Annotated in this window: 15 protein-coding genes; 9 read left to right on the plus strand and 6 right to left on the minus strand. The window is 72.0% G+C overall.

Translation table 11 applies throughout. From position 1 onward, the window contains the following. Nucleotides 1-2: 2 nt before the first annotated feature. From ACZ7PG_RS47290 to ACZ7PG_RS47300, 3 genes are read right to left on the minus strand one after another with little or no spacing between them, the layout of a single operon-like run. A complete protein-coding gene (locus ACZ7PG_RS47290; RefSeq protein WP_470245794.1) occupies nucleotides 3-1379 on the minus strand; it encodes a YcaO-like family protein in 1377 nt (458 codons plus the stop codon). Next, nucleotides 1379-1579 carry a hypothetical protein gene (locus tag ACZ7PG_RS47295; RefSeq protein WP_470245795.1) on the minus strand — a complete coding sequence of 67 codons (201 nt, stop codon included), beginning with the start codon at nucleotides 1577-1579 and terminating at the stop codon, nucleotides 1379-1381. The genes ACZ7PG_RS47290 and ACZ7PG_RS47295 overlap by 1 nt, the downstream gene beginning before the upstream one ends. Next, a complete protein-coding gene (locus ACZ7PG_RS47300; RefSeq protein WP_470245796.1) occupies nucleotides 1528-2850 on the minus strand; it encodes an MDR family MFS transporter in 1323 nt (440 codons plus the stop codon). Before ACZ7PG_RS47300 ends, ACZ7PG_RS47295 begins: the two co-directional genes overlap by 52 nt. A 370-nt stretch (nucleotides 2851-3220) precedes the next feature. Between ACZ7PG_RS47300 and ACZ7PG_RS47305 the strand changes: the two genes are divergently transcribed. Further along, nucleotides 3221-4381 (plus strand): sensor histidine kinase, encoded by a 1161-nt coding sequence (locus tag ACZ7PG_RS47305; RefSeq protein WP_470246476.1) that lies wholly within the window; start codon nucleotides 3221-3223, stop codon nucleotides 4379-4381. Here the strand turns inward: ACZ7PG_RS47305 and ACZ7PG_RS47310 are convergent. Further along, entirely contained in the window at nucleotides 4355-4993 is a 639-nt protein-coding gene (locus tag ACZ7PG_RS47310; RefSeq protein ID WP_470245797.1) for a histidine phosphatase family protein, read from the minus strand. The two genes, ACZ7PG_RS47305 and ACZ7PG_RS47310, sit on opposite strands and share 27 nt — an antisense overlap. 56 nt (nucleotides 4994-5049) lie before the next feature. On the opposite strand from ACZ7PG_RS47310, the gene ACZ7PG_RS47315 reads away from it, so the two are divergent. The 8 genes from ACZ7PG_RS47315 to ACZ7PG_RS47350 all read left to right on the plus strand — a co-directional run bounded on the left by ACZ7PG_RS47315 (nucleotide 5050) and on the right by ACZ7PG_RS47350 (nucleotide 19287). Further along, nucleotides 5050-7068 carry a bifunctional copper resistance protein CopD/cytochrome c oxidase assembly protein gene (locus ACZ7PG_RS47315; protein WP_470245798.1) on the plus strand — a complete coding sequence of 673 codons (2019 nt, stop codon included), beginning with the start codon at nucleotides 5050-5052 and terminating at the stop codon, nucleotides 7066-7068. Nucleotides 7069-7203: 135 nt separating this feature from the next. Then, on the plus strand, nucleotides 7204-8880 hold the full coding sequence (gene ettA, locus ACZ7PG_RS47320) for an energy-dependent translational throttle protein EttA (protein WP_470245799.1): 1677 nt from the start codon (nucleotides 7204-7206) through the stop codon (nucleotides 8878-8880). 16 nt (nucleotides 8881-8896) lie between these two features. Further along, complete coding sequence (locus ACZ7PG_RS47325; protein ID WP_470245800.1) at nucleotides 8897-11662, plus strand: DNA polymerase III subunit gamma/tau domain-containing protein; 2766 nt, start codon at nucleotides 8897-8899, stop codon at nucleotides 11660-11662. Nucleotides 11663-12482: 820 nt separating this feature from the next. Next, nucleotides 12483-17468: an NAD-glutamate dehydrogenase gene (locus ACZ7PG_RS47330; RefSeq protein ID WP_470245801.1), complete on the plus strand. Its 4986-nt coding sequence runs from the start codon at nucleotides 12483-12485 to the stop codon at nucleotides 17466-17468. Next, a complete protein-coding gene (locus tag ACZ7PG_RS47335; protein WP_470245802.1) occupies nucleotides 17465-17884 on the plus strand; it encodes an acyl-CoA thioesterase in 420 nt (139 codons plus the stop codon). The genes ACZ7PG_RS47330 and ACZ7PG_RS47335 overlap by 4 nt, the downstream gene beginning before the upstream one ends. Continuing rightward, nucleotides 17877-18512, plus strand: a complete 636-nt coding sequence (locus ACZ7PG_RS47340) for a DUF8010 domain-containing protein (RefSeq protein WP_470245803.1) — start codon at nucleotides 17877-17879, stop codon at nucleotides 18510-18512. Before ACZ7PG_RS47335 ends, ACZ7PG_RS47340 begins: the two co-directional genes overlap by 8 nt. A gap of 52 nt (nucleotides 18513-18564) precedes the next feature. After that, nucleotides 18565-18813, plus strand: coding sequence for a hypothetical protein (locus ACZ7PG_RS47345; protein ID WP_470245804.1), 249 nt, complete (start codon nucleotides 18565-18567; stop codon nucleotides 18811-18813). A 39-nt stretch (nucleotides 18814-18852) separates the two neighbouring features. Continuing rightward, entirely contained in the window at nucleotides 18853-19287 is a 435-nt protein-coding gene (locus ACZ7PG_RS47350; RefSeq protein WP_470245805.1) for a hypothetical protein, read from the plus strand. On the opposite strand, the gene ACZ7PG_RS47355 is transcribed toward ACZ7PG_RS47350, so the two are convergent. Both ACZ7PG_RS47355 and ACZ7PG_RS47360 read right to left on the minus strand, forming a co-directional pair. After that, nucleotides 19284-20834, minus strand: coding sequence for a glycoside hydrolase family 13 protein (locus tag ACZ7PG_RS47355; protein WP_470245806.1), 1551 nt, complete (start codon nucleotides 20832-20834; stop codon nucleotides 19284-19286). The two genes, ACZ7PG_RS47350 and ACZ7PG_RS47355, sit on opposite strands and share 4 nt — an antisense overlap. Continuing rightward, entirely contained in the window at nucleotides 20831-21214 is a 384-nt protein-coding gene (locus ACZ7PG_RS47360; protein WP_470246477.1) for a globin, read from the minus strand. Before ACZ7PG_RS47360 ends, ACZ7PG_RS47355 begins: the two co-directional genes overlap by 4 nt. Between the last annotated feature and the right edge of the window lie 67 nt (nucleotides 21215-21281).

Genomic DNA, 21281 nt, shown 5'->3' on the forward strand with positions numbered 1-21281 from the left:
CCTCAGCCGTGCGGCATCGGACGCCGGTTCAGCTCCTCCTCGCCGAGCGGCTCCGGGTACCAGCCGAGCCGGGCCCCGAGGTCCTGGACGCGGCGCGCCCCGAGCGGCGGGTACGCGGCCGGCGCGGTGCCGATCGTGCCCGGCACCAGGACCTGGACGACCGTGACGCCCTCCTCGGCCGCCTCCGGCGTGGTCAGGTCGACGTAGAGGACATCGTGGCCGGCCGCCGCGACGCACGCGTGCAACGCCGCGAGGGAGTCGTCGGCCGGACGCGGGATCGCCGCCCAGTCACCGGCCGGTCCGCCCGCGGCCCACGCCAGCGCGGCGTCACCCACGCGCCGGTCGAGGTGCAGCTGCTGGTGGCACAGCAGTTCGACCATGTCGGCGGAGTCCTCGCGGTACCGGTCGGCGTAGTCCCGGCCGGCCCGCCACGGGTGCAGCGGGCTGTGGCCGCCGTACCCTTCGATCATCGCCGAGACGGCCTCGCGGTCGTCCAAGGTCCGGCACGTGATCTGCAGCGTGTAGGCCTCGGCCAGGGCCTTCCGCGCGGCCTGCTCGGGGTCGGCCCGCATCGCCGTGCCCACGGTCAGCCAGCCTTCGGGCGACCGGACGGCCGCGGCCAGCACGGGCACGCCGAAGTCGTTGCCGATCGGCCAGAGGTGGACCTCGTCGGTCCCGGCGGCGAGCCGGGCCAGGCCCGGGGTCGGGGCCAGGGTGGGCTGGGGCGCTCCGTTGAGCCACCAGACCGCCGTGGCGTCGTGTTCGACGATTTCCTGCAGCCCGGACCGGATCGCGTCCTCGAGGGTTTCGCCCGCCGCCGTGCCGCCGATCACCGGGAACGCGTGGAGCGGTTCCTCGGCCGGTTTCGCCATGTGCGGCCAGTTCGTGTGGACCGCGAAGGCCGGAACGAGGACCTCGCCGCCGTCGCCGAGGGACGTCGCGCGGACCCAGTGCACGGGGGAATCGGCGGTGAACGGGGTGAAGGGGAAACCCGGCGTGGCGTACTGGTGGGGCGAGTACCGGGTGAGCCGGTCGGGGGAGAGCGCGGTCAGGCCGCGTGAGACCAGGCCGGTGTGGGTGCCGTGGACGAGTTCCCGGGGGTCGGGCGGCCAGACGCCGCAGTAGCGCTCGATCGCTTCGCCCCGTGCCGCGAGCCGGGCGTGGCCGGGGTCGTCCCAGGAGGTGCCGAAGCCCTGAAGGTCGCCCTGCCACGGGACTTCGGCGCGGACGTCCCGGATGTCGGCCACCGCGAGGTGCAGCGACTCCGGGGTGCCGGGCAGGCCGGCGAAGGACTGCACCCGCGTGACGATCGGGCCGCGGCCCGGCGCGGAGTGGCTCGTGCCACTCCGGCCGGGCACCCCTTCGCGAACGGCGGTCATCAGGAGATCGACGCCGACCGGCCGGTCTCGACCGGGAGGCGGGCCGCGACGCAGGTGTTGACCGCGAGGCGGGCGGTGACGCACGTGTTGACCGCGAGGCGGGCGGTGACGCACGTGTTGACCGCGAGGCGGGCCGTGACACAGGTGTTCACCGCGAGGCGGGCTGCGACGCAGGTGTTGACGACGAACTGCTGCTGCATTTTTGCTGTCCTTCCCGTGGGGGCCCGCCACCGGTCCTGGTGACGGGTTCCGGGGAGTCCTCCCCGGCCCGCGCGCCGGAGGTGCCGGCCTCACGCGGGAGCTTGGTGCCGGTCGCGAACGCGAAACCGGCGGCGGCCACCGCGCCGAGCACGGCGCAGGCGAGCCAGACGGAAACCGGGCCACCGCCGTCGAGCAGCCACCCGCCGCCGATGGGGCCGAGCAGGGCCGCGGCCGACCACGCTCCGGTGTAGAGCGCCGCGTACCGGCCCCGCTGCGTGGCGGGTGCCCGGTCGGCGGCGACGGCGCTGCCGATGGGCATCTGCAGGATCTCGCCCACGGTCCAGACGAGGGCGACGATCGCGTAGCCGAGCAGGCCGCCGGCGAACGCGTTGAGCCCGAAGCCCCACCCGACGAGCAGGGCGCTGCCCACCAGGACCGCCCGGCGCGAGTGCCGGCGGGCCCACCGCGTCAGCGGGATCTGCAGGAGCGCGATGAGCAGCCCGTTCAAGGCCTGCACCACGCCGTACGTCCAGGCGCCGAGTCCCGACCCGACCATGACGACCGGCAGGGTCGTCGCACTCTGCTCGTACACCGACGCGATCGCGAGGGTGGCGAGCAGGAAGACCACGAACCGGCGGTCGAGCCGCACGCGCGTCCGGGCTTCCCGGCGTACCGGCGGGGCGAAGGCGGGCCGGGTTTCCGGCACCTTCAGCAGCACCACCAGCGCGCACAGCGCCGTGGCCGCCGCGTCGGCGACGAACACCAGCGTGTAGCCCTGGGTCACCATCAGCCCGGCGAGTGCCGAGGAGACCGCGACCCCGATGTTGACCGCCCAGTAGTTCAAGGAAAACGCCCGCTGCCGGTCGGCTTGCGGCACGACGTCGGCGAGCGCGGCGTTCATCGCCGGCCGGGCGGCCGTCGAGCCGGCCCCGACGGCGAACGCCGCCACCTGGATCTGCCAGCGCCCGTCCGCCGTGCCCAGCGCGACCATCGCCACCGCGGTGACGAGGTGCGCCAGCACGAGGGTCGGGCGCCGGCCCAGCCGGTCGGCGAGCACTCCGCCGGCGATCGTGCCGAGCAGGCCGCCGAGGCCGATCAACGCGATCACGAACCCGGCGTAGGTCACCGAGTACCCGTGTCCCGCGGTGAGCGAGAGCGCGAGCACGGGCCGGGTGAAGGCCCCGGCCCAGTTGACCAGGACGCTGACCCAGATCCACCAGAAGACCGGCGGGAGGTCGAGGGGGCCCCGGCGTTGATTCGTGGTCGTCACCGTGCCCCCTTCCCTCCGGTGGTTCCTGCCGGCGAGCCGGGTGCCTTCCGGGTGGATCTCCCCTGGGAGGCGCACCCCGAACTCGTGAGAAAAGCATGGCTTCGGGCGGGCACCCCGCACGTCTTGTCGATTGCGGCGCGAACGGACGAACTCCGCTGACGGCCGAATCGTGACCAAAAGCCGGGAGCCGCAGGCTCCCGGCCCGCGTCTCTTCCCAGTACGGCCCCTATCGCCGAAGCCCCGTTGACAGTGCGGAACCAAGCGGGGCAAGCTGAGTGCGTCGTTAGCTGAAATGAATGCACCGACGTTACGAGTTCAGGTGGGCTGGTCAGGGTAGGGGCCTTGACCCGGGGAGGACGTCGTGAGGGTTGTGCTGCTCGGCGGCGCGGGGGCGCTCGCCGGCGGAGCCGGGCTCCCGCTCGTGCAGGGGGCGGTGCCGAGGCTCGTGCTCGTGCCGGTCGCGTTCCGGCTCGCCCTGTTCCTGCAGGCGATCTGGGCCGGCGGCCCGCTGAGCGCGCCGGTGCTCGGCCTCGCCATCGTGCTCTACCTCGTGCCGAACCTGGCCGAGGTGGCCTGGGTCTTCCACCGCAGCACCGGGATCAAGCCGGTGCTCGCCGCCGACACCGCGTACACGCTCGTCACGAGCGTCGCCGCGGCGGTGTTCGCCGCGCACGCGCCCGGCCTGCTCGCCCTGACCTGGCCGAACATCATGGGCACGGTCATGGTCTGGACGCTGCTGCGCGGCGCCCCGGCCGGGGCGATCGCGATCACCGGCGCCGTGCTCCTGCGCTACGGCATGGCCGTCGTGTCCGGCACGTCGGCGCCCGCGACGTGGATCGTGCTGGCCCTGGTCGCGGCCGCCGCGACGGCGCTGGCGATCGTCATGCTCATCGCCGGGGCGATGCGGTTCGCGCACCGGCTGGGCGAGCAGCGCGGCCGCGCCGCCGAACGGGAGCGGCACCGGCGCGACGTCCACGACACGGTCCTGCAGGTGATGGAGTCGCTCGCGCTGCCGGCGCCCCGGGACGCGCTCGACCCGGTGGGCAGCCTCGACCAGGTCCGCCGCATCGCCCGCGCGCACGCCCTGCGCCTGCGGCTGAGCCTCGACGGTGACGCGCTCGCGGAGCCGGGTGGTCTCGAGCACCGCCTCGGCGCGCTGGCGGTCGAGATGACGGCGGAAGGCCTGCGCGTCGACCTCGTCTCGCTCGCGAAGCCCAACGAAGTCCCCGAAAGCGTTGTCAACTCCCTGCACGACGCGGCTCGCGAAGCGCTGCGAAACACGTTGAAGCACGCGAAGGCGCCCAAAGCCGTCATGTGCCTCGAAGAGCACGACGGCATCGTCACGGTGTCCGTGCGCGACCACGGGACCGGCTTCGACGTCGGCGCGCACCGCGGCGGGTTCGGCATCGAGAACTCGATCCACGCCCGGCTGGCCGAGATCGGCGGCACCGCGCGCATCGACTCGGCGCCCGGCCAGGGCACCCGCGTCGTGCTGACCGCGCCGCTAGAGCTGCGTTTCCCCGTCGGGTGAGTCGCGCCACTGCGCGAACGGGCGGTCCAGCGTCCACTTGCCGTCCTGTTCCTCGAGGACGCGGTATTCGCAGGTCCCCGGGTTGGACAGCGACTCGAACAGCTCGATGCTCCAGCCGAAGAGACGGCGGCACAGCAGCCGCACGGTGAGCCCGTGCGACACGATCAGGACCGTCTCCGGGTGACGTTCGTCGCGCAGGCGCAGGTCCGAGAGGAACGCGGCGACGCGGTCGTCGACGTCCGCGCCCGACTCGCCGAAGGGCAGCCGGTAGAAGAAGTGCCCGAACTCGTTGCGCCGCGCTTTCTGGACCTCCTGGTCGGCGGGGTCCTGGAGGTTGCCCCAGTCCTGCTCGCGCAGCCGCGGCTCCTGCAGCACCCGCTCGCACGACGCCTCGATGTCCAGCAGCCGCAACGTTTCCCGCGTCCGCAGGTACGGGCTGACGTAGACAGCGGGCCGCTCGCCGTCGAGCAGCCGGGCGATCTCCGGGCCGACCGCAAGCGCTTCCCGCTCGCCCTGTTCCGTCAGGGGCAGGGCGTGGTCGGGGATCCGCGTGTAGGCGAGCTCGTCGACGTTGCCGAGCGACTCGGCGTGCCGCAGCAGGATCATCTTCACGTCCCCATCCTGCCCGTCACACGGGTCTGACCGGGGCTGGGCATACCCTCTGGGGCGTGTCCAGCGAGAGCGTGACGAAATCCGACGTCCCGACGCAGCGCCGGGCGAGTGTGCTGCCCCTGCTCGCGGTCGGCGTGCTGCTGGCCGCCGTCGTCGCCATCGGGCTGATCGCGCTCACCGGCGGGGCCGGCTACGTCATCGCCGGCCTGCCGGACCCGGGGCTGGTCACCAAGTACGGCATCACGGTCATGCGCGTGCTGTCCGAAGCCGCGTCGGTGATCTGCGTCGGCTCGCTGCTGCTGGCCGCGTTCCTGGTGCCGCCGCAGAAGTCCGGCACGCTCGGCCCGGAGGGCTACGGCGCCCTGCGCGCGGCCGGGGTCGCCGCCTGGGTGTGGTTCGGCGCGGCCCTGCTCTCGGTCGCCTTCACCGCCGCCGACACCGCCGGGAAGCCGTTCGGCGAGGTCCTCGACCCGCAGACGCTGCTCGACCTCGTCGGCGCCATCGAGCAGCCGAAGGCCTGGCTGTGGACGGCGCTGATCGCGGTCCTCGTCGCGCTCGGCTGCCGGCTCGCGCTCTCCTGGGGCTGGACGGCGGTGCTGTTCTTCCTGGCCGTCGGCGGGCTCGTCCCGGTCGCGGTCACCGGGCACTCCGCCAGCGGCGGTGCGCACGACATCGCCACCAACAGCCTGCTGTTCCACCTCGTCGCCGCGTCCCTCTGGGTCGGTGGCCTGATCGCGCTGCTGGCGCTGGCCTACCGGCGCGGGAACCACCTCAGCCTGGCCGCGCAGCGGTTCTCGCGGCTGGCGCTGGTCTGCTGGATCGTGATGGCGATCTCCGGCGTGGTCAACGCGCTGGTCCGGATCGGCCTGAACGACCTGTTCACCACCGACTACGGACTTCTGGTCGTCGCCAAGACGGTCGCGCTGCTGCTGCTCGGGGTCTTCGGCCACCAGCAACGCCGGAAGGGCGTCGCGGACCTCGTCGACGGCAAGGGCGGCGGCCAGCTGATGCGGCTGGCCGCGGTCGAGATCCTGATCATGTTCGTCACCATCGGGATCGCGTCCGGGCTGGCCAGGACACCGCCGCCGGCGGACGCGGTCACCCAGCCGTCCACCACCGAGCTGCTGATCGGCTACAACCTCGACGGCGAGCCGACGGTGTGGCGGCTGCTCTTCGACACCCGCTTCGACCTGGTCTACGGCACCCTCGCGCTGGTGCTCGGCGGCCTGTACCTCGCCGGGGTCCAGCGGCTGCTGCGCCGCGGCGACACCTGGCCGGTCGGCCGCACGATCGCCTGGATCAGCGGCTGCGTGGTGCTGCTGATCGCGACGTCGTCGGGCATCGGCCGCTACTCGCCCGCCATGTTCAGCGTCCACATGGGCAGCCACATGCTGCTGTCGATGGTGACGCCGGTGCTGTTCGTGCTCGGCGGCCCGGTGACGCTCGCGCTGCGCGCCCTGCCGGCCGCGGGCAAGGACGCCCCGCCGGGGCCCCGCGAGTGGATCGTCGCGTTCGTGCACTCCCCGGTGTCGCGGTTCCTGACCCACCCGGTGGTCGCGCTGCTGTTGTTCGTCGGCTCGTTCTACGCGCTCTACTTCTCCGGCATCTTCGACAACGCGCTGAACTACCACTGGGCGCACCTGGTGATGAACGCGCACTTCCTGCTCGCCGGGTACGTCTTCTACTGGCCGGTGATCGGCGTCGACCCGGCGCCGCGGCGGATCCCGTACCTCGGGCGGCTCGGCATGATGTTCGCCGCGATGCCGTTCCACGCCTTCTTCGGCGTGATCCTGATGAGCAAGCAGACGGTGATCGGGCAGGCGTTCTACAGCCAGCTGCACCTGCCGTGGGTCGGTGACCTGCTCACCGACCAGCGGCTCGGCGGCGGCATCGCGTGGGCGTCGGGCGAGATCCCGGTGCTGCTGGTGCTGATCGCGCTGCTGGTGCAGTGGGCGCGTCAGGACGAGCGCGAGGCGAAGCGGAGTGACCGGCGCGAAGCGGCGACCGGCGACGAAGAGCTGAACGCCTACAACGCGATGCTGAAGAACCTCGCCGAGGGCAAGCGCGCCGACTGACCCTCGGGTTCCAGTTGAGGTCGAGGGTGTCCGGAGACCGCGAAAACGGTCGTTCCGGTGATCCCCGGCTGACTTTCGGTAGTCCGGTGGTGACCGGCGTCGGGTCGCGATCACGTGCGCTCTACGATCGTGGGTATGGCCGAGTTCATCTACACCATGAAGAAGGTGCGCAAGACCGTCGGGGACAAGGTCATCCTCGACGACGTCAGCACCGCGTTCTACCCCGGCGCCAAGATCGGCGTGGTGGGGCCGAACGGTGCCGGTAAGTCCACCGTTCTCAAGGTCATGGCGGGGATCGAGCAGGCCAGCAACGGCGAGGCGTTCATCCAGCCCGGGGCGACCGTCGGCATCCTCATGCAGGAGCCGGAGCTCAACGAGGAGAAGACGGTCCGGGGGAACGTCGAAGAGGGCCTCGGCGAGATCAAGGTCAAGCTCGACCGGTACAACGAGGTCCTCAAGCTGATGGAGACCGAGTACACCGAAGAGCTGATGGAGGAGATGGGCCAGCTCCAGGAGGAGCTGGACCACGCCGACGCCTGGGAGCTCGACTCGACCGTCGAGCAGGCCATGGACGCGCTGCGCTGCCCACCGCCCGAGGAGGGTGTCTCGCACCTCTCCGGTGGTGAGCGCCGCCGGGTCGCGCTGTGCAAGCTGCTGCTGTCGGCGCCGGACCTGCTGCTGCTCGACGAGCCCACCAACCACCTGGACGCCGAGAGTGTCCTGTGGCTGGAGCAGTTCCTCTCCCGCTACGCCGGCGCCGTCCTCGCCGTCACCCACGACCGGTACTTCCTCGACAACGTCGCCCAGTGGATCATGGAGATCGACCGCGGCCGCCTCGTCGGTTACGAGGGCAACTACTCGACGTACCTGGAGAAGAAGCAGGAACGTCTCGCCGTCCAGGGCAAGAAGGACGCGAAGCTCGCGAAGCGGCTCAAGAGCGAGCTCGAGTGGGTGCGGTCCAACGCCAAGGCCCGCCAGACCAAGTCCCGTTCGCGGCTCGACCGCTACGAGGAGATGGCGGCGGAGGCGGACAAGCACCGCAAGCTCGACTTCGAAGAGATCCAGATCCCGCCGGGCCCGCGCCTGGGCAGTGTCGTCGTCGAGGTCGAGAAGCTCAAGAAGGGCTTCGACGAGCGCGTCCTCATCGACGGCCTGTCGTTCGACCTGCCGCGCAACGGCATCGTCGGCGTCATCGGCCCGAACGGCGTCGGCAAGACCACGCTGTTCAAGACGATCGTCGGGCTCGAGGAGCCGGACGACGGCATCGTCAAGATCGGCGAGACGGTCAAACTGTCCTATGTGGACCAGAACCGCGGCGGGATCGACCCGAAGAAGACCGTCTGGCAGGTCGTCTCCGACGAGCTGGACTACATCCACGTCGGCCAGACCGAAATGCCGTCGCGCGCGTACGTCAGCGCGTTCGGCTTCAAGGGCCCGGACCAGCAGAAGCCGGCGGGCGTGCTCTCCGGTGGTGAGCGCAACCGGCTCAACCTGGCGCTGACGCTCAAGCAGGGCGGGAACCTGATCCTGCTGGACGAGCCGACGAACGACCTGGACGTCGAAACGCTGGGCTCGCTGGAGAACGCGCTGGAGCAGTTCCCCGGCTGCGCCGTCGTGATCTCCCACGACCGGTGGTTCCTCGACCGGGTCGCGACGCACATCCTGGCCTGGGAAGGCACCGACGAGAACCCCTCGCAGTGGTTCTGGTTCGAGGGCAACTTCGAAGGGTACGAGAAGAACAAGGTGGAGCGGATGGGCGCCGAAGCGGCCCGCCCGCACCGTGTCACCCACCGCAAGCTGACCCGCGACTGAGGGGGCGGGTTTCCCCGTGGAAGCCAGCAAGCAGCACTTGACGGGCCCGGCTCTGTCCGATGCCGCCTCCGCGGGAGGACGTGCGTCGGCGGGGCGCGAGAGCGGGCGCTCCGCCAATGCCGGGGGAACCCTCTCCGCAGTCGGACGGCTGATCGAGCGGGCGGACGCCCTGCACCTGCGGGCGCCCGAGCTCGCACTGGTACTGGGGGAGCGCGCGGCCGCGCTGGCGGAAGCGGCCGGCGCCGACGAGCAGTGGATCCGGGCCGAGAGCCTGGTCGTGTCCGCGCGCGTCCGGCTCGGCGAGCGGCCGGGCACGGTCGGGCGGGCGGTCGCGGCCCTGCGCGCGGCCGAGCACGCCGGCTACGGCGACATCGCCGCGCGGCTGCGCATCGACCTCGCCGTGTGCGCCCGCAGCCTGGGCGTGCCGCTGACCGGTCTCGCCGCGCTCCGGCCGGTGCTCACCGACCCCGTCGTGTCGCCGGTGCACCGTGCCGCCGCGTTGTGCCACCTGGTCGGCGGCCTCGGGCTGCTGGGCCGCAAAGCCGAGCTGGACCGGGCCCTCGTCGAGGCGGACAAGCTCGTCCTCGGCGACGAGTCCCTGGGCGCCGACACCCAGCTGCTGGTCCGGGCGCTGCTGCGCGTCGGGACGGCCGCACACCGGCGCCGTCACGGCGACCTGACCGCGGCGGCCGACGCCGCCCGCACGGGTCTGGGCTTCCTGGAGAAGCTCGACAACCCGGCCGACGACGGCGGCCTCGTCCGGATCCGGCTGGTGCTGCTGCTGGTGAGCACGCTGCTCGACCGCGGCGACGCGGAAATGGCGTACGAGATCGCCGAGCCGATCCTGGCCGAGCCGGTACGGGCGGCCGGGGTCGCGCCGATGGGCTGGCTGCGGCTGGCCGTCGCGACGCGCATCCACCTGCCCGCGGGTTCGGGCGAGGCGGCGATGGAGCTGGTCCGCGAGGCTGTGGCGAGCACCGACCGGCACGGGCAGTCCGCGATCACCGCCCGGCTGTGGCTGGAGCTGGCGCAGCTGCAGGAGCGGTTCGGCCAGGCCGAGGAAGCGATCGCGTGCTTGTATCGGTCGCGGGCGGCCGAGCAGCTCCACGCACGGACCCGGCGGCAGGCGTGCGGAGTGCTGGCGGGCGAGTTCGGCACGGGGGAGCCGGCGTCGGTCGACCTCGACGAGGTGCTGAAGGCGGTGCCGTCGCGGCCGGTCCCGGTCGTGCCGGCGGTAGTGGCGGTTCCGGCCCCGGCTGCTCCGGAGGCTTCGCCGCGGACGCCGGCGTGGTCGTTCGGCCGCGAGGAGAGCCCGAAGCCCCAGCCGGCGGCGCCCGCGTGGTCGTTCGAGCGGCCGCGCGTCACCGCCGACGCGGCCGAGACGTCGGTGATGCCGGCGGTGCGGGACGAGCCCGCGGAGCCGCGCGTGCGCCCGGAGCCGGTGGTGGTGGAGCGACGTCCGGCACCGGTCCGGCCGGAGCCGATCGAGGTGCGGTCGGGGATCGAGGATCCGTCGGCGCTCCGCCGCCGGCAGCTGGAGCCGATCGAGGTGCGGTCGGGGACTGAGGCTCAGGCGACGGGTCGCCGCTGGGAGCCGGAGCCGGTCGAGGTGCGGCCGGAGACCGGGGCTCAGGCGACGGGTCGCCGCTGGGAGCCGGAGCCGGTCGAGGTGCGGTCGGAGACTGAGGATTCGTCTGCGGGGCGTCGGCGGCAGCCGGAGTCCGTCGAGGCTTCGGCGACGGGTCGTCGCCGGGAGCCGGAGCCGATCGAAGTGCGGTCCGGGACTGAGGATTCGTCCGCGGGGCGTCGGCGGCAGCCGGAGTCCGTCGAGGCTCAGCCGGCGGGGCGCCGCCGCGAGCCAGAATCGGGCGAGGTGCGGTCGGGGACTGAGGATTCGTCTGCGGGCCGTCGGCGGCAGCCGGAGTCCGTCGAGGCTCAGCCGTCGGGGCGTCGCCGGGAGCCGGAGCCGGAGCCGGTCGAGGTGCGGCCGGTGCCTGAAGTTCGAGCCGAGCGTCCTCATGAGCCCGAGTTCCAGGCGGAGCCGAAGCCCGCGGCCGCCGAAAACGGGAAGACCAAGTTCTCCTGGGCGGCGCTCGCCGAGTCGCGGCTGCGGGAGACCGCCGCCGAACGGGAGTCGGCGCCCACACGCATCACGCCGGCCTTGCCGCTCGCGCCCGAGCCCGCCGCCGAGCGGGAACCGTGGGAGCCGGAGGCGCGGCGCGATCCGCAGCCGTCGACCCGGCACGACGCCGAGCACGGTTCGGTGGCCGCCCGGTCGGTGCTGGACCGGCTGGGGATCTCGTCGTCGGGCGGTGCCGGCGGGGGCCGTCGCCGGGCGGAGGACGCGGACAGCCCGCGCGAAACCGACACAGGCGAGGAGAGCCCGCGCCGGGCACGTCCCGAGCAGGAGCTGGCACCGCCGCCACGACCGGAGGACGAGCCGCCGCCGGTGTCGGACTACAGCGACGAAGCCGAGCCCTGGCTCCCGCGGCTGCGGATGCCACCGTCGCTGGAGCCGATGGAGGACTTCGGCCACTGGACACCGGCGACGGCACCGTTCCCGGAGAGCTACGCGCGCGCGATCGCCGAGGACGAGCCCCCACCGGACGCGGGCCTCGCCGACTTACTGGCCCGCGCGCTGGCCGAGCACCAGGCCGGCACGGCGAGCGCGGCGGCGCTGGTCAAGAAACTGGGCTCGAAGGACACGAGCCGCAACGGTCACGGCCGCAACGGCCACGGAGCCGAGGTCCCGGACTCCCGCCGCCACGGCACAGGCGACTGACCGAAGCCCATCGCCCCCGGCTGCGTCCCCGCCGCCACCGGGCGCCGTTCGGCCGACGGCGGCGTGCCTGCCACACGGTGAAGCCCGGCCGATGCGCCGCTCGCCCGGCTCGGTACGGCCGGTCGCGGCGGGCAGCTCACTCGCCTGGCTTGGCGAGGCCGGTCGCGGCGGGCAACTCGCTCGCCGGGCTCGGCAAGGCCGGTCGCGGAGGGCAACTCGCTTGCCCAGCCCAGCATGGCCGGTCGCGGCGGGCAACTCACTCGCCCACCTCAGCAAGACCGGTCGCGCCGGGCAACTCGCTCGCCCAGCCCGGCAACGCCGGTCACCCCGGGCAGCTCCGCGCAACGCGAGGCACCGGCCGAGCGACCGTCCCCAAACCACCCCGACCGGTCGCCGAATTGCCGGATTCGCCCGCCCCGCACCGCCGCCCACCCACCCCCTCGTCGGCGAGACACCCCTATTCGTCGCCGACCTGCCGAAGGCCCCGAGACAATGTCGTCCGTCGCACTCCGGGGTCGCCGACCGGCCGACAACGTTCGCCGAACGGCCACTTCGCGCGTCAGCTGAACCGATCATGTTGGCTCTACGTCGGGTAATGCCCGGCGCGTCCGGCTGGTCAGCGGCGCGCGGGGCGCTCGAACGCAACCCGTCAGTAGCTTGACCGATCACGCGAATCCGCTGGCCCGGAAGGGTTTTCCGACACTGGGGAACCCCCGGGTCTTCATGTGATCCCCGACCGCGGCGCATTAGTGTGGGGTGGCCGGAGTTCAACGCCGAACCGGCGCGGTGCCACCTCACGAATACTGGAGAGTTGCCTCAAATGAGCTCGACCGGAGTCTCGTCCCCACCCGGAACCGGAGCCGAAACCGAACCCGAATTCGGCCAGCGCTCCCCGGCCAGCCCGGAGCAGATCAGGGACGACCTGATCGACGCCGCCGCCGGCCTGGCGCCGGAGATCGGCGAGCTCATCCGGCTCTACTACCGGCACATCCCGGCCGAAGAGATCGTCGGCGACGAACCCGTCAACCTGGTCGGCGCGGTGCGTTCGCACCTGCAGCTCGCCAAGTCGCGGATGCCCGGCCGCCCGGCCGTGCGGCTGCTCAACCCCACCGTCGCCGAAGACGGCTGGGCGCGCGAGGCCACCGTCGTGCAGGTCGTCACCGACGACATGCCCTACCTCGTCGACTCGATCGCCGCCGAGTTCGCCCGTGACGGCGTGCAGGTGCAGCGGATCGTCCACCCGATCGTCGTCGTCAGCCGCGACCTGACCGGTGAGCTCCAGGACGTCCACCCGGACGCCGACCCGGGCGAGCCGCCCGCGAACTCGGCCGCCGAGTCGTGGATGTACATCGAGATCGACTTCGTCACCGACCCGAACCGGGCCCGCGAGCTCGACAACCGCCTCTCCAGCGTCCTGGGGGACGTCCGCGAGGTCGTCGAGGACGCCGAGAAGATGGCCCAGACGGCCTGCCAGCTCGCGAGCGAACTGGAAACCGAGCCGCCGAACCTGCCGCAGGCCGAGGTCGCCGAGGGCGCCCGCCTGCTGCGCTGGCTGGCCGACGGCCACTTCACCTTCCTCGGCTACCGCCGCTACGAACTCGTCGACAACCCGCACCCCGACTCCGACGACCCGGCCCTGCGCGCGGTGCTGGCCTCCGGGCTCGGCGTCCTGCGCCAGGACAGCCTCGCCGCCCGCGGCCTCACCGCCGGCCCGGACACCGCCGCGTCCGCGCTCTCGCCGACGCTGCTGGTGCTGACCCAGGCGAGCGCGCCCTCGACCGTGCACCGGCCGGTCTACCCGTACTACGTCGGCGTGAAGACCTTCGACGGCGAAGGCAACGTCACCGGCGAACACCGCTTCCTCGGCATGTTCACCACCACCGCGCTGCACGAGAACGTGCTCGACATCCCGGTGGTGTGCAAGCGGGTCCGCGAGGTCATCCACCGCGCCGGGTTCCCGATGGAGTCGTTCTCGGGCCAGCGGATGCTCGAGGTGCTGCAGAACTGGCCGCGCGCCGACCTGTTCTCCGCCGACACCGACTCGCTGTACTCGACGACCACCGGTGCGATCACGCTGTCGGACCGCCGGCGGCTGCGGCTGTTCCTGCGCCGCGACCCGTACGGCCGCTTCTACTCCTGCCTCGTCTACCTCCCGCAGGACCGCTACACGACGCGGTCGCGGCTGGCGATGCAGGAAGTCCTGCTGGAAGAGCTCGAAGGAACCCAGCTCGAGTACAGCGCCCGGATCGGCGAGACCGTCCTCGCGCAGGTGCACTTCATGGTCCACACCGACCCCGCGCGCCGGCTGGAGCCCGACACGGCGAAGATCCAGGACCGGCTCAACAGCGCCGTCCGCAGCTGGGACGACCGGATGGTCGAGGCGGTCCTCGACGAACGCCGTGAGCGCTCGGACGGCGGCGTGGCCGTCGGCGTCCTCGGCGAGGAGTCGGCGACCGAGCAGGGCCAGCGCTTCGCGAGCGTCTTCCCGGAGGGCTACAAGGAAGACTTCTCGGCCGGGGAGGCGCTCGCCGACCTCCGAGCCCTCGACTCGCTGACCGACGAGGGCGACCTCGCGCTGTCGTTCTACCGGCCGTCCGACGCCGAGCCGGGCGAGCGGCGCTTCAAGCTCTACCTGCGCGGTGAGGGCGTCACCCTCTCGAAGGTGCTGCCGGTGCTGCAGGCCATGGGCGTCGAGGTGGTCGACGAACGGCCGTACGAGCTGCACCGCGAAGACGGCGGCGCCTGCTGGATCTACGACTTCGGCCTGCGCGTCGCGCAGAAGATGCTCGACGAGGGCGACGACCACGCCGTCGACCAGCTGCGCGGCCGCTTCCAGGACGCCTTCGAGGCCGCCTGGCGCGGGGACGCCGAGGTCGACGGGCTCAACGGCCTGGTCCTGCGGGCCGGGCTGACCTGGCGCCAGGCCGCCGTGCTGCGCGCCTATTCGCGGTACCTGCGCCAGGCCGGCAGCGCGTTCTCCCAGGAGTACGTCCAGAACACGCTGCTGAACCACACCCAGGTCGCGACGAAGCTGCTTCGGCTGTTCGAGGCCCGCTTCGACCCGCAGCTGGGCGACGCCGACCGCGAAGCCGCCACCGACGCCCTCGCGAGCGAGCTCGGATCGATGATCGACGAGGTCACCAGCCTCGACGAAGACCGCATCCTGCGCCGGCTGATGGCCGTCATCCAGGCCACGCTGCGCACGAACTACCACGTCACGGACGCCGACGGGAAACCGAAGACCTACCTGGCGATCAAGCTCGACCCGGCCGGCGTGCCCGATCTGCCCGAGCCGCGGCCGAAGTTCGAGATCTTCGTGTACTCGCCGCGCGTCGAGGGCGTGCACCTGCGCTTCGGCGAGGTCGCTCGCGGTGGCCTGCGCTGGTCGGACCGCCGTGAGGACTTCCGCACCGAGATCCTCGGCCTGGTCAAGGCGCAGGCGGTGAAGAACGCCGTGATCGTGCCGGTCGGCGCGAAGGGCGGCTTCGTCGTGAAGATGCCGCCGGCCCCGACCGGGGACGCCGGCATCGACCGCGACGCCCAGCTCAACGAGGGCATCGCCTGCTACCGCATGTTCATCTCCGGCCTGCTCGACCTGACCGACAACCGGATCGAGGGCAAGACCGTGCCCGCGCCGGGCGTCGTCCGGCACGACGCCGACGACTCCTACCTGGTCGTCGCCGCCGACAAGGGCACCGCGAAGTTCTCCGACATCGCCAACGAGATGTCCGCGCGCTACGGCTTCTGGCTGGGCGACGCGTTCGCGTCCGGCGGCTCGGTCGGCTACGACCACAAGGCCATGGGCATCACGGCGAAGGGTGCCTGGGAGAGCGTCAAGCGGCACTTCCGCGAGCTGGGCAAGGACACCCAGACCGAGGACTTCACCGTCGTCGGCATCGGCGACATGATGGGCGACGTCTTCGGCAACGGCATGCTGCTGTCCGAGCACATCCGGCTCGTCGCCGCGTTCAACCACATGCACGTGTTCCTCGACCCGAACCCGGACGCGGCGTCGACGTTCGCCGAGCGCCGCCGGCTGTTCGACCTCCCGCGCAGCTCGTGGGACGACTACGACCGCTCGCTGATCAGCGAGGGCGGCGGGATCTACCCGCGCACGGCGAAGTCGATCCCGATCAGCCCGCAGGTCCGCGCGGCCCTCGGGCTCGCGGAGGGCGTCACCGCGCTGGCCCCGATGGACCTGATGCAGGCGATCCTGCTGGCGCCGGTGGAGCTGCTGTGGAACGGCGGCATCGGCACCTACGTCAAGGCGGAGAACGAAACCCACGCCGCCGCGGGCGACAAGGCCAACGACGCGCTGCGCGTCGACGGGAAGCAGCTGCGCGTCAAGGTCTTCGGCGAGGGCGGCAACCTGGGCCTCACCCAGCACGGCCGGATCGAGTTCGCCCGCAACGGCGGCAAGATCAACACCGACGCGCTGGACAACTCGGCCGGCGTCGACTGCTCCGACCACGAGGTCAACATCAAGATCCTGCTCGACCACCTGGTGCAGACCGGGAAGCTCGAGGAGGCCCAGCGCAACGAGCTGCTGGCGGAGATGACCGACGAGGTCGGCGCGCTGGTGCTCGCCGACAACTACCGGCAGAACGCGGTCCTCGGCGTCAGCCGGGCGCACGCCGCGCCGATGCTGTCGGTGCACGCGCGCCAGGTCCAGGCGCTCGTCGCCGCGGGCGCCTTCGACCGGAAGCTCGAAGCGCTGCCGAGCAACTCCGAGTTCCGCGAGCTGGAGAAGGCGGGCAAGGGCCTCACCTCACCGGAGCTCGCGACCCTGCTCGCGCACGTCAAGCTGGAGCTGAAGGGCGAGCTGCTGGCCAGCGACCTGCCCGACTCGAAGGTGTTCGCGGCGCGGCTGCCCGAGTACTTCCCGAAGCCGCTGCGCGAGCGGTTCGGCCCCGCGATCGGCGAGCACCCGCTGAAGCGCCAGATCATCACCACGCTGGTCGCCAACGAGGTGGTCGACGGGGGCGGCATCTCCTTCGTCTACCGGCTGATGGAGGAGATGAACGCGACCGCGACCGACGCGGTGCGCGCGTACGCCGTGGTGACGCAGGTGTTCGACCTGCCGTCGCTGTGGGCGGAGATCGACGCGCTCGACAACGTCGTGCACACCGACGTCGCCGACGCGATGGTGCTGGAGACGCGGCGGCTGCTCGACCGGGCCGCGCGCTGGTTCCTCACCAACCGGCCGCAGCCGCTGGCGCTGCTGTCGGAGATCAAGCGCTTCGGCCGCGTGCTCGGCGACCTGGTGCCGAAGATCGGCGACCTGCTCCGCGGCCGCGAGGCGGAGTCGGTGCAGAAGCACGTGGACGAGCTGATGGCCGCGAACGTGCCCGAGGCGCTGGCCCGCCGGGTGTCGCTGCTGCTGCACACCTACGGCCTGCTCGACGTCACCGAGGTGGCCGAGCTCGCCGAGCAGCAGATCGGCGTGGACGCGACGCACAGCCCGGCCGAGACCGCGGAGCTGTACTACGCGCTTTCGGACCACCTCGACGTCGACAAGATGCTGACCGAGATCAGCGCGCTCGAACGCGGCAACCGCTGGCACGCGCTCGCCCGGCTTTCGCTGCGCGACGACGTCTACGGCTCGCTGCGGGCGATCACGCTCGACGCGTTGCGGCACAGCGATCCCGGCTCGTCCGGGGACGCCAAGATCGCGCAGTGGGAGAAGACGAACTCTTCGCGGCTGCAGCGGGCGCGCGTCGCGCTGGACGAGATCCACAAGTCCGGCCGGCTCGACCTCGCGACGCTGTCGGTGGCGGCCCGGCAGATCCGGAGCACGGTGCGGTGACCTACGTATCGCACGTCCGCCCGCGCTGGACGGACATGGACGTCTACGGCCACATCAACCACGCGAAGATGGTGACGCTGCTCGAAGAAGCGCGGATCCCGCTGCTGTTCAAGGGTGCTGTCGAGGCCGGGCTGGACCAGCTGCCCAAGGGCATCGTCGTGGTCAGGCTGGAGATCGCCTACAAGGCGCCGATCGTGGTGTCCGGGCAGGAGCTGCGCGTCGCCATCGACCTGACGGAGCTGCGCGCGGCGAGCTTCACGCTGGCCTACCGCGTCCACACCGGGCCGGCGGAGACCGACCCGGTGGCGGTCATCGCGGAGACGGTGCTGGCGCCGTACGACACGGTCGCGCTGCGGCCGCGTAGGCTCAGCTCGCCCGAGTCGGAGTTTCTGAAGCAGGGGTTCGCGGATGCCTGAGTTGTTCGTGCCGGACGCGGCGGACCGGGAGACCCTCGGTGCGTTCGTCGCCCGCGCGGTCCGGCTGGACGGCCAGACGGCCGTCCGGCTGCGGCAGCGCGGTGACGGCGTGGTCGAGGCCTGGACGGCGACGCCGTTCGAGTGCTTCGCGACGCGGGCGGTGGCGGGGGACGTGACCCCCGGCGACGTCACGGTGTCCGGCAACGAGCTCCTGGCGGCGCTGACGGTGGCGGGCGGCCCGAAGATGGACCCGGGCCCGGCCCGCGACCTGCTGTGGCACGGCGAGCTGCCGCCGTCCGGCCGCTGGCCGCTGGTGGACGAGCTGCCGGCGCGCGTCGTCGCGGAGCTGGCCGACCGGGGCGTGACGCTGGCCAGGGACAACGCGGGCCCGCACGGCAACCCGCCCGCGTCGCTGATGGACCAGGCGGTGCTGACCGTGTCCGGCGAAGCGACCGAGGTCAAGGTCCAGATGCGCTGCCTGTTCGCGATGTCGGGCATGGGTTTCGTGGATTCGGACCTGTCGGGCGACGTCGTCCGCGTGTCGGCGACGGACTCGTGGATGCGCCTGGACGCCCGGTACGGCGCGATCGTCCGGCGCCGCCACGCGCTGCTGCCGCTGCTGTTCTGACGGTTTCCTTACGGCAGGGGCGCGGGCCGGTTTTCGGTGGCACCCTGGAGCCATGACCCCGGACGACGATCCGACCGCGGACTTCCTCGACGAGGTCCGCGCGGACGAGACGCCGTGGCGGCGCGACCGCCCGCCGGGGGAGCAGGCGCCGGAGCGCGCCGAGCGTCCTGAGAGGTGGGGCCGCACGCGTGCGGCGGGCCGGGCGGCCGCCCAGGCGGCGCCCTACCTCCAGGCCGCCGCGCTGGTGGCGTGGCTGGCGAGTGGTGGCTTCGACGACGGATCGGGAAATCAGAGCGGCTGACGTGCTAGAGTCCGCGCCTTCCCGTGGGAGAGGCGAACGATGAGGTTTCCGGCGTTCACCGTGACTGTGACCCGCGAAGCAGGCTCGTGGACCGCGAAAGTGACCGACGGCCTCGACGCCGCGGGCGACTTCAAGCGGTTCACCGACATCGATCCCGGCATGCGGAAGATCATCGCGAACCTGACCGACCTCCCACCCGAGCGGTTCTACCTCCGCTGGCGCTACGAGTTCGACGACGAGGACGCGACCGACCTCGTCCTGCAGTACCAGGAGGCGCACCGGATCGCCGAGGACGTCGCCGAGTGGCGCGAAGGGGTCCGCGCCCGCCTGGTGTCGGCGTTGAACGGGCAGATCTCGCAACGGGCGATCGCCGACCTGCTGGGGCTGTCCCACCAGCGCGTCAACCAGATCACCCACGCGCCGGTGCCCGAGGCGGCCGAGGTCGTCAAGCCCGGCCGGTGGGTGCCGCTCTAAACCAGCCAGGCGGCCGAGTCCGCCGGCAGCTTCCCGTCCACCAGCGTGCTGCTGCTCAGCAGGAGCTCGCCGGGCGGCAGCGCGATGGGCGAGGCGGACGTGTTCAGCGCGCACACCAGCCCGCCGCTCTTGCGGCGGAACGCGAAGCAGCCGGCCGGAGCGCCGTACCACTCCAGCTCGTCGCCACTGAACGCCGAGTGCGTCTTCCGGAGCTCGATCGCCTGGCGGTACAGCGAAAGTGTCGAGTCGGCGTCCTCGATCTGCTTCTCCACCGTCAAGCCGGCCCAGGAAGCCGGCATCGGCAGCCACGTCCGCGGGTTGCGCGAGAAGCCGAACGGCGGCAGGTCGCCCTCCCACGGCAGCGGTACCCGGGAGACGTCCCGCCCGAACTCCGCACCGCTGGTCTTCGCGCGCGGGTCGGCCATCTCCGCGACCGGGATGTCGACGTTGGCCAGGCCCAGCTCTTCGCCGTTGTACAGGTAGACCGCGCCCGGCAGCGCCAGCTCGACCAGCGCCATCGCCCGCGCGCGCCGGACGCCCGCGGGACCCCCGCCGTAGCGGCTGACCTGCCGCCAGACGTCGTGGTTGCCCAGCGTCCAGGTCGCGGGTGCGCCGACCTTCGCCGGCACCGTCAGGGAGCGCTGGATGGCCGTGCGCATGGCGTCGGCGTCGAAGTGGGTCAGCACCAGCCGGAAGTTGAACGCCAGGTGCAGCTCGTCGGGCCGCAGGTACCGGGACAGACGTTCCTCGTCGGTCACCCAGATCTCGCCGACCGCCATGGTCTCCGGGAACTCGTCGAGCACCTTGCGGATCATCTGGTGGATCTCGTGGACGCCGTCGTAGTCCCACCGCGGGTCGTAGTAGTGGCTCGGCCCGAGCGCGTCGGCGCGCGGGTCCATGTCCGGCAGGCCGGGCGGCTTGGCCATGCCGTGCGCGACGTCGATGCGGAAGCCGTCGACGCCGCGTTCGAGCCAGAAACGCAGGGTGCGCTCGAGGTCGGCCGCGACCTCCGGGTTGGTCCAGTTGAGGTCCGGCTGCTGCGGCGCGAACAGGTGCAGGTACCACTGCCCGTCCGGGACCCGGGTCCACGCCGGGCCGCCGAACGCGCTGACCCAGTTGTTCGGCGGGTCCTCGCCCTTCGGGCCGACGCCGTCGCGGAAGACGTACCGGTCGCGCTCCGGGCTGCCCGGCTTGGCCGCCATCGCGGACTTGAACCAGGCGTGCTGGTTGCTGGTGTGGTTGGGCACCACGTCCACGGTGACCTTGATGTTGCGCTTGTGCGCCTCGGTCAGCAGCACGTCGAAGTCGCCGAGGGTGCCGAACATCGGGTCGACGTCCCGCGGGTCGGCGATGTCGTAGCCGTGGTCGGCCATCGGCGAGCGGTAGAACGGCGTCAGCCACAGCGCGTCCACGCCCAGCAGCTCAAGGTAACCGAGCCTGGAGTGGATGCCCTCCAGGTCTCCGACGCCGTCACCGTCCGAATCGGCGAACGAGCGCACGTAGACCTGGTAGAAGACGGCGTCCTGCCACCAGGCGCCGGCTCTCATACGAAGCTGTTCATCATGCTGTGCGCCGCCATCTCCAGGTAGGCCCAGAGCTGCCCGCGGTAGGGCTCCTCGAGGTTCTCCTCGTCGACCGCGATCCGGATGCAGCGCAGCCAGGCGTCCCGCTCGATCGGCCCGATCTTGAACGGCGCGTGCCGCATCCGCAGCCGCGGGTGCCCGCGCTGCTCGGAGTAGGTGTGCGGGCCGCCCCAGTACTGCATGAGGAACAGCCGGAAGCGCTCCTCGGCCGGGCCGAGGTCCTCCTCGGGGTAGAGCGGGCGCAGGATCTCGTCCTTCGCGACTTCTTCGTAGAACCGCGCGACGATCCGGTGGAACGTGGGTTCGCCGCCCACCGCTTCGTAGAGGTTCGCCGGTTCGCTCACTGCAGACACGCCTTCCATCTTGCCCTCCGGGTGCGGGTTCCCGACGCCCGGTCCCACCCCTCGCCGG

The organism is Amycolatopsis sp. NPDC114504, from assembly GCF_055633595.1.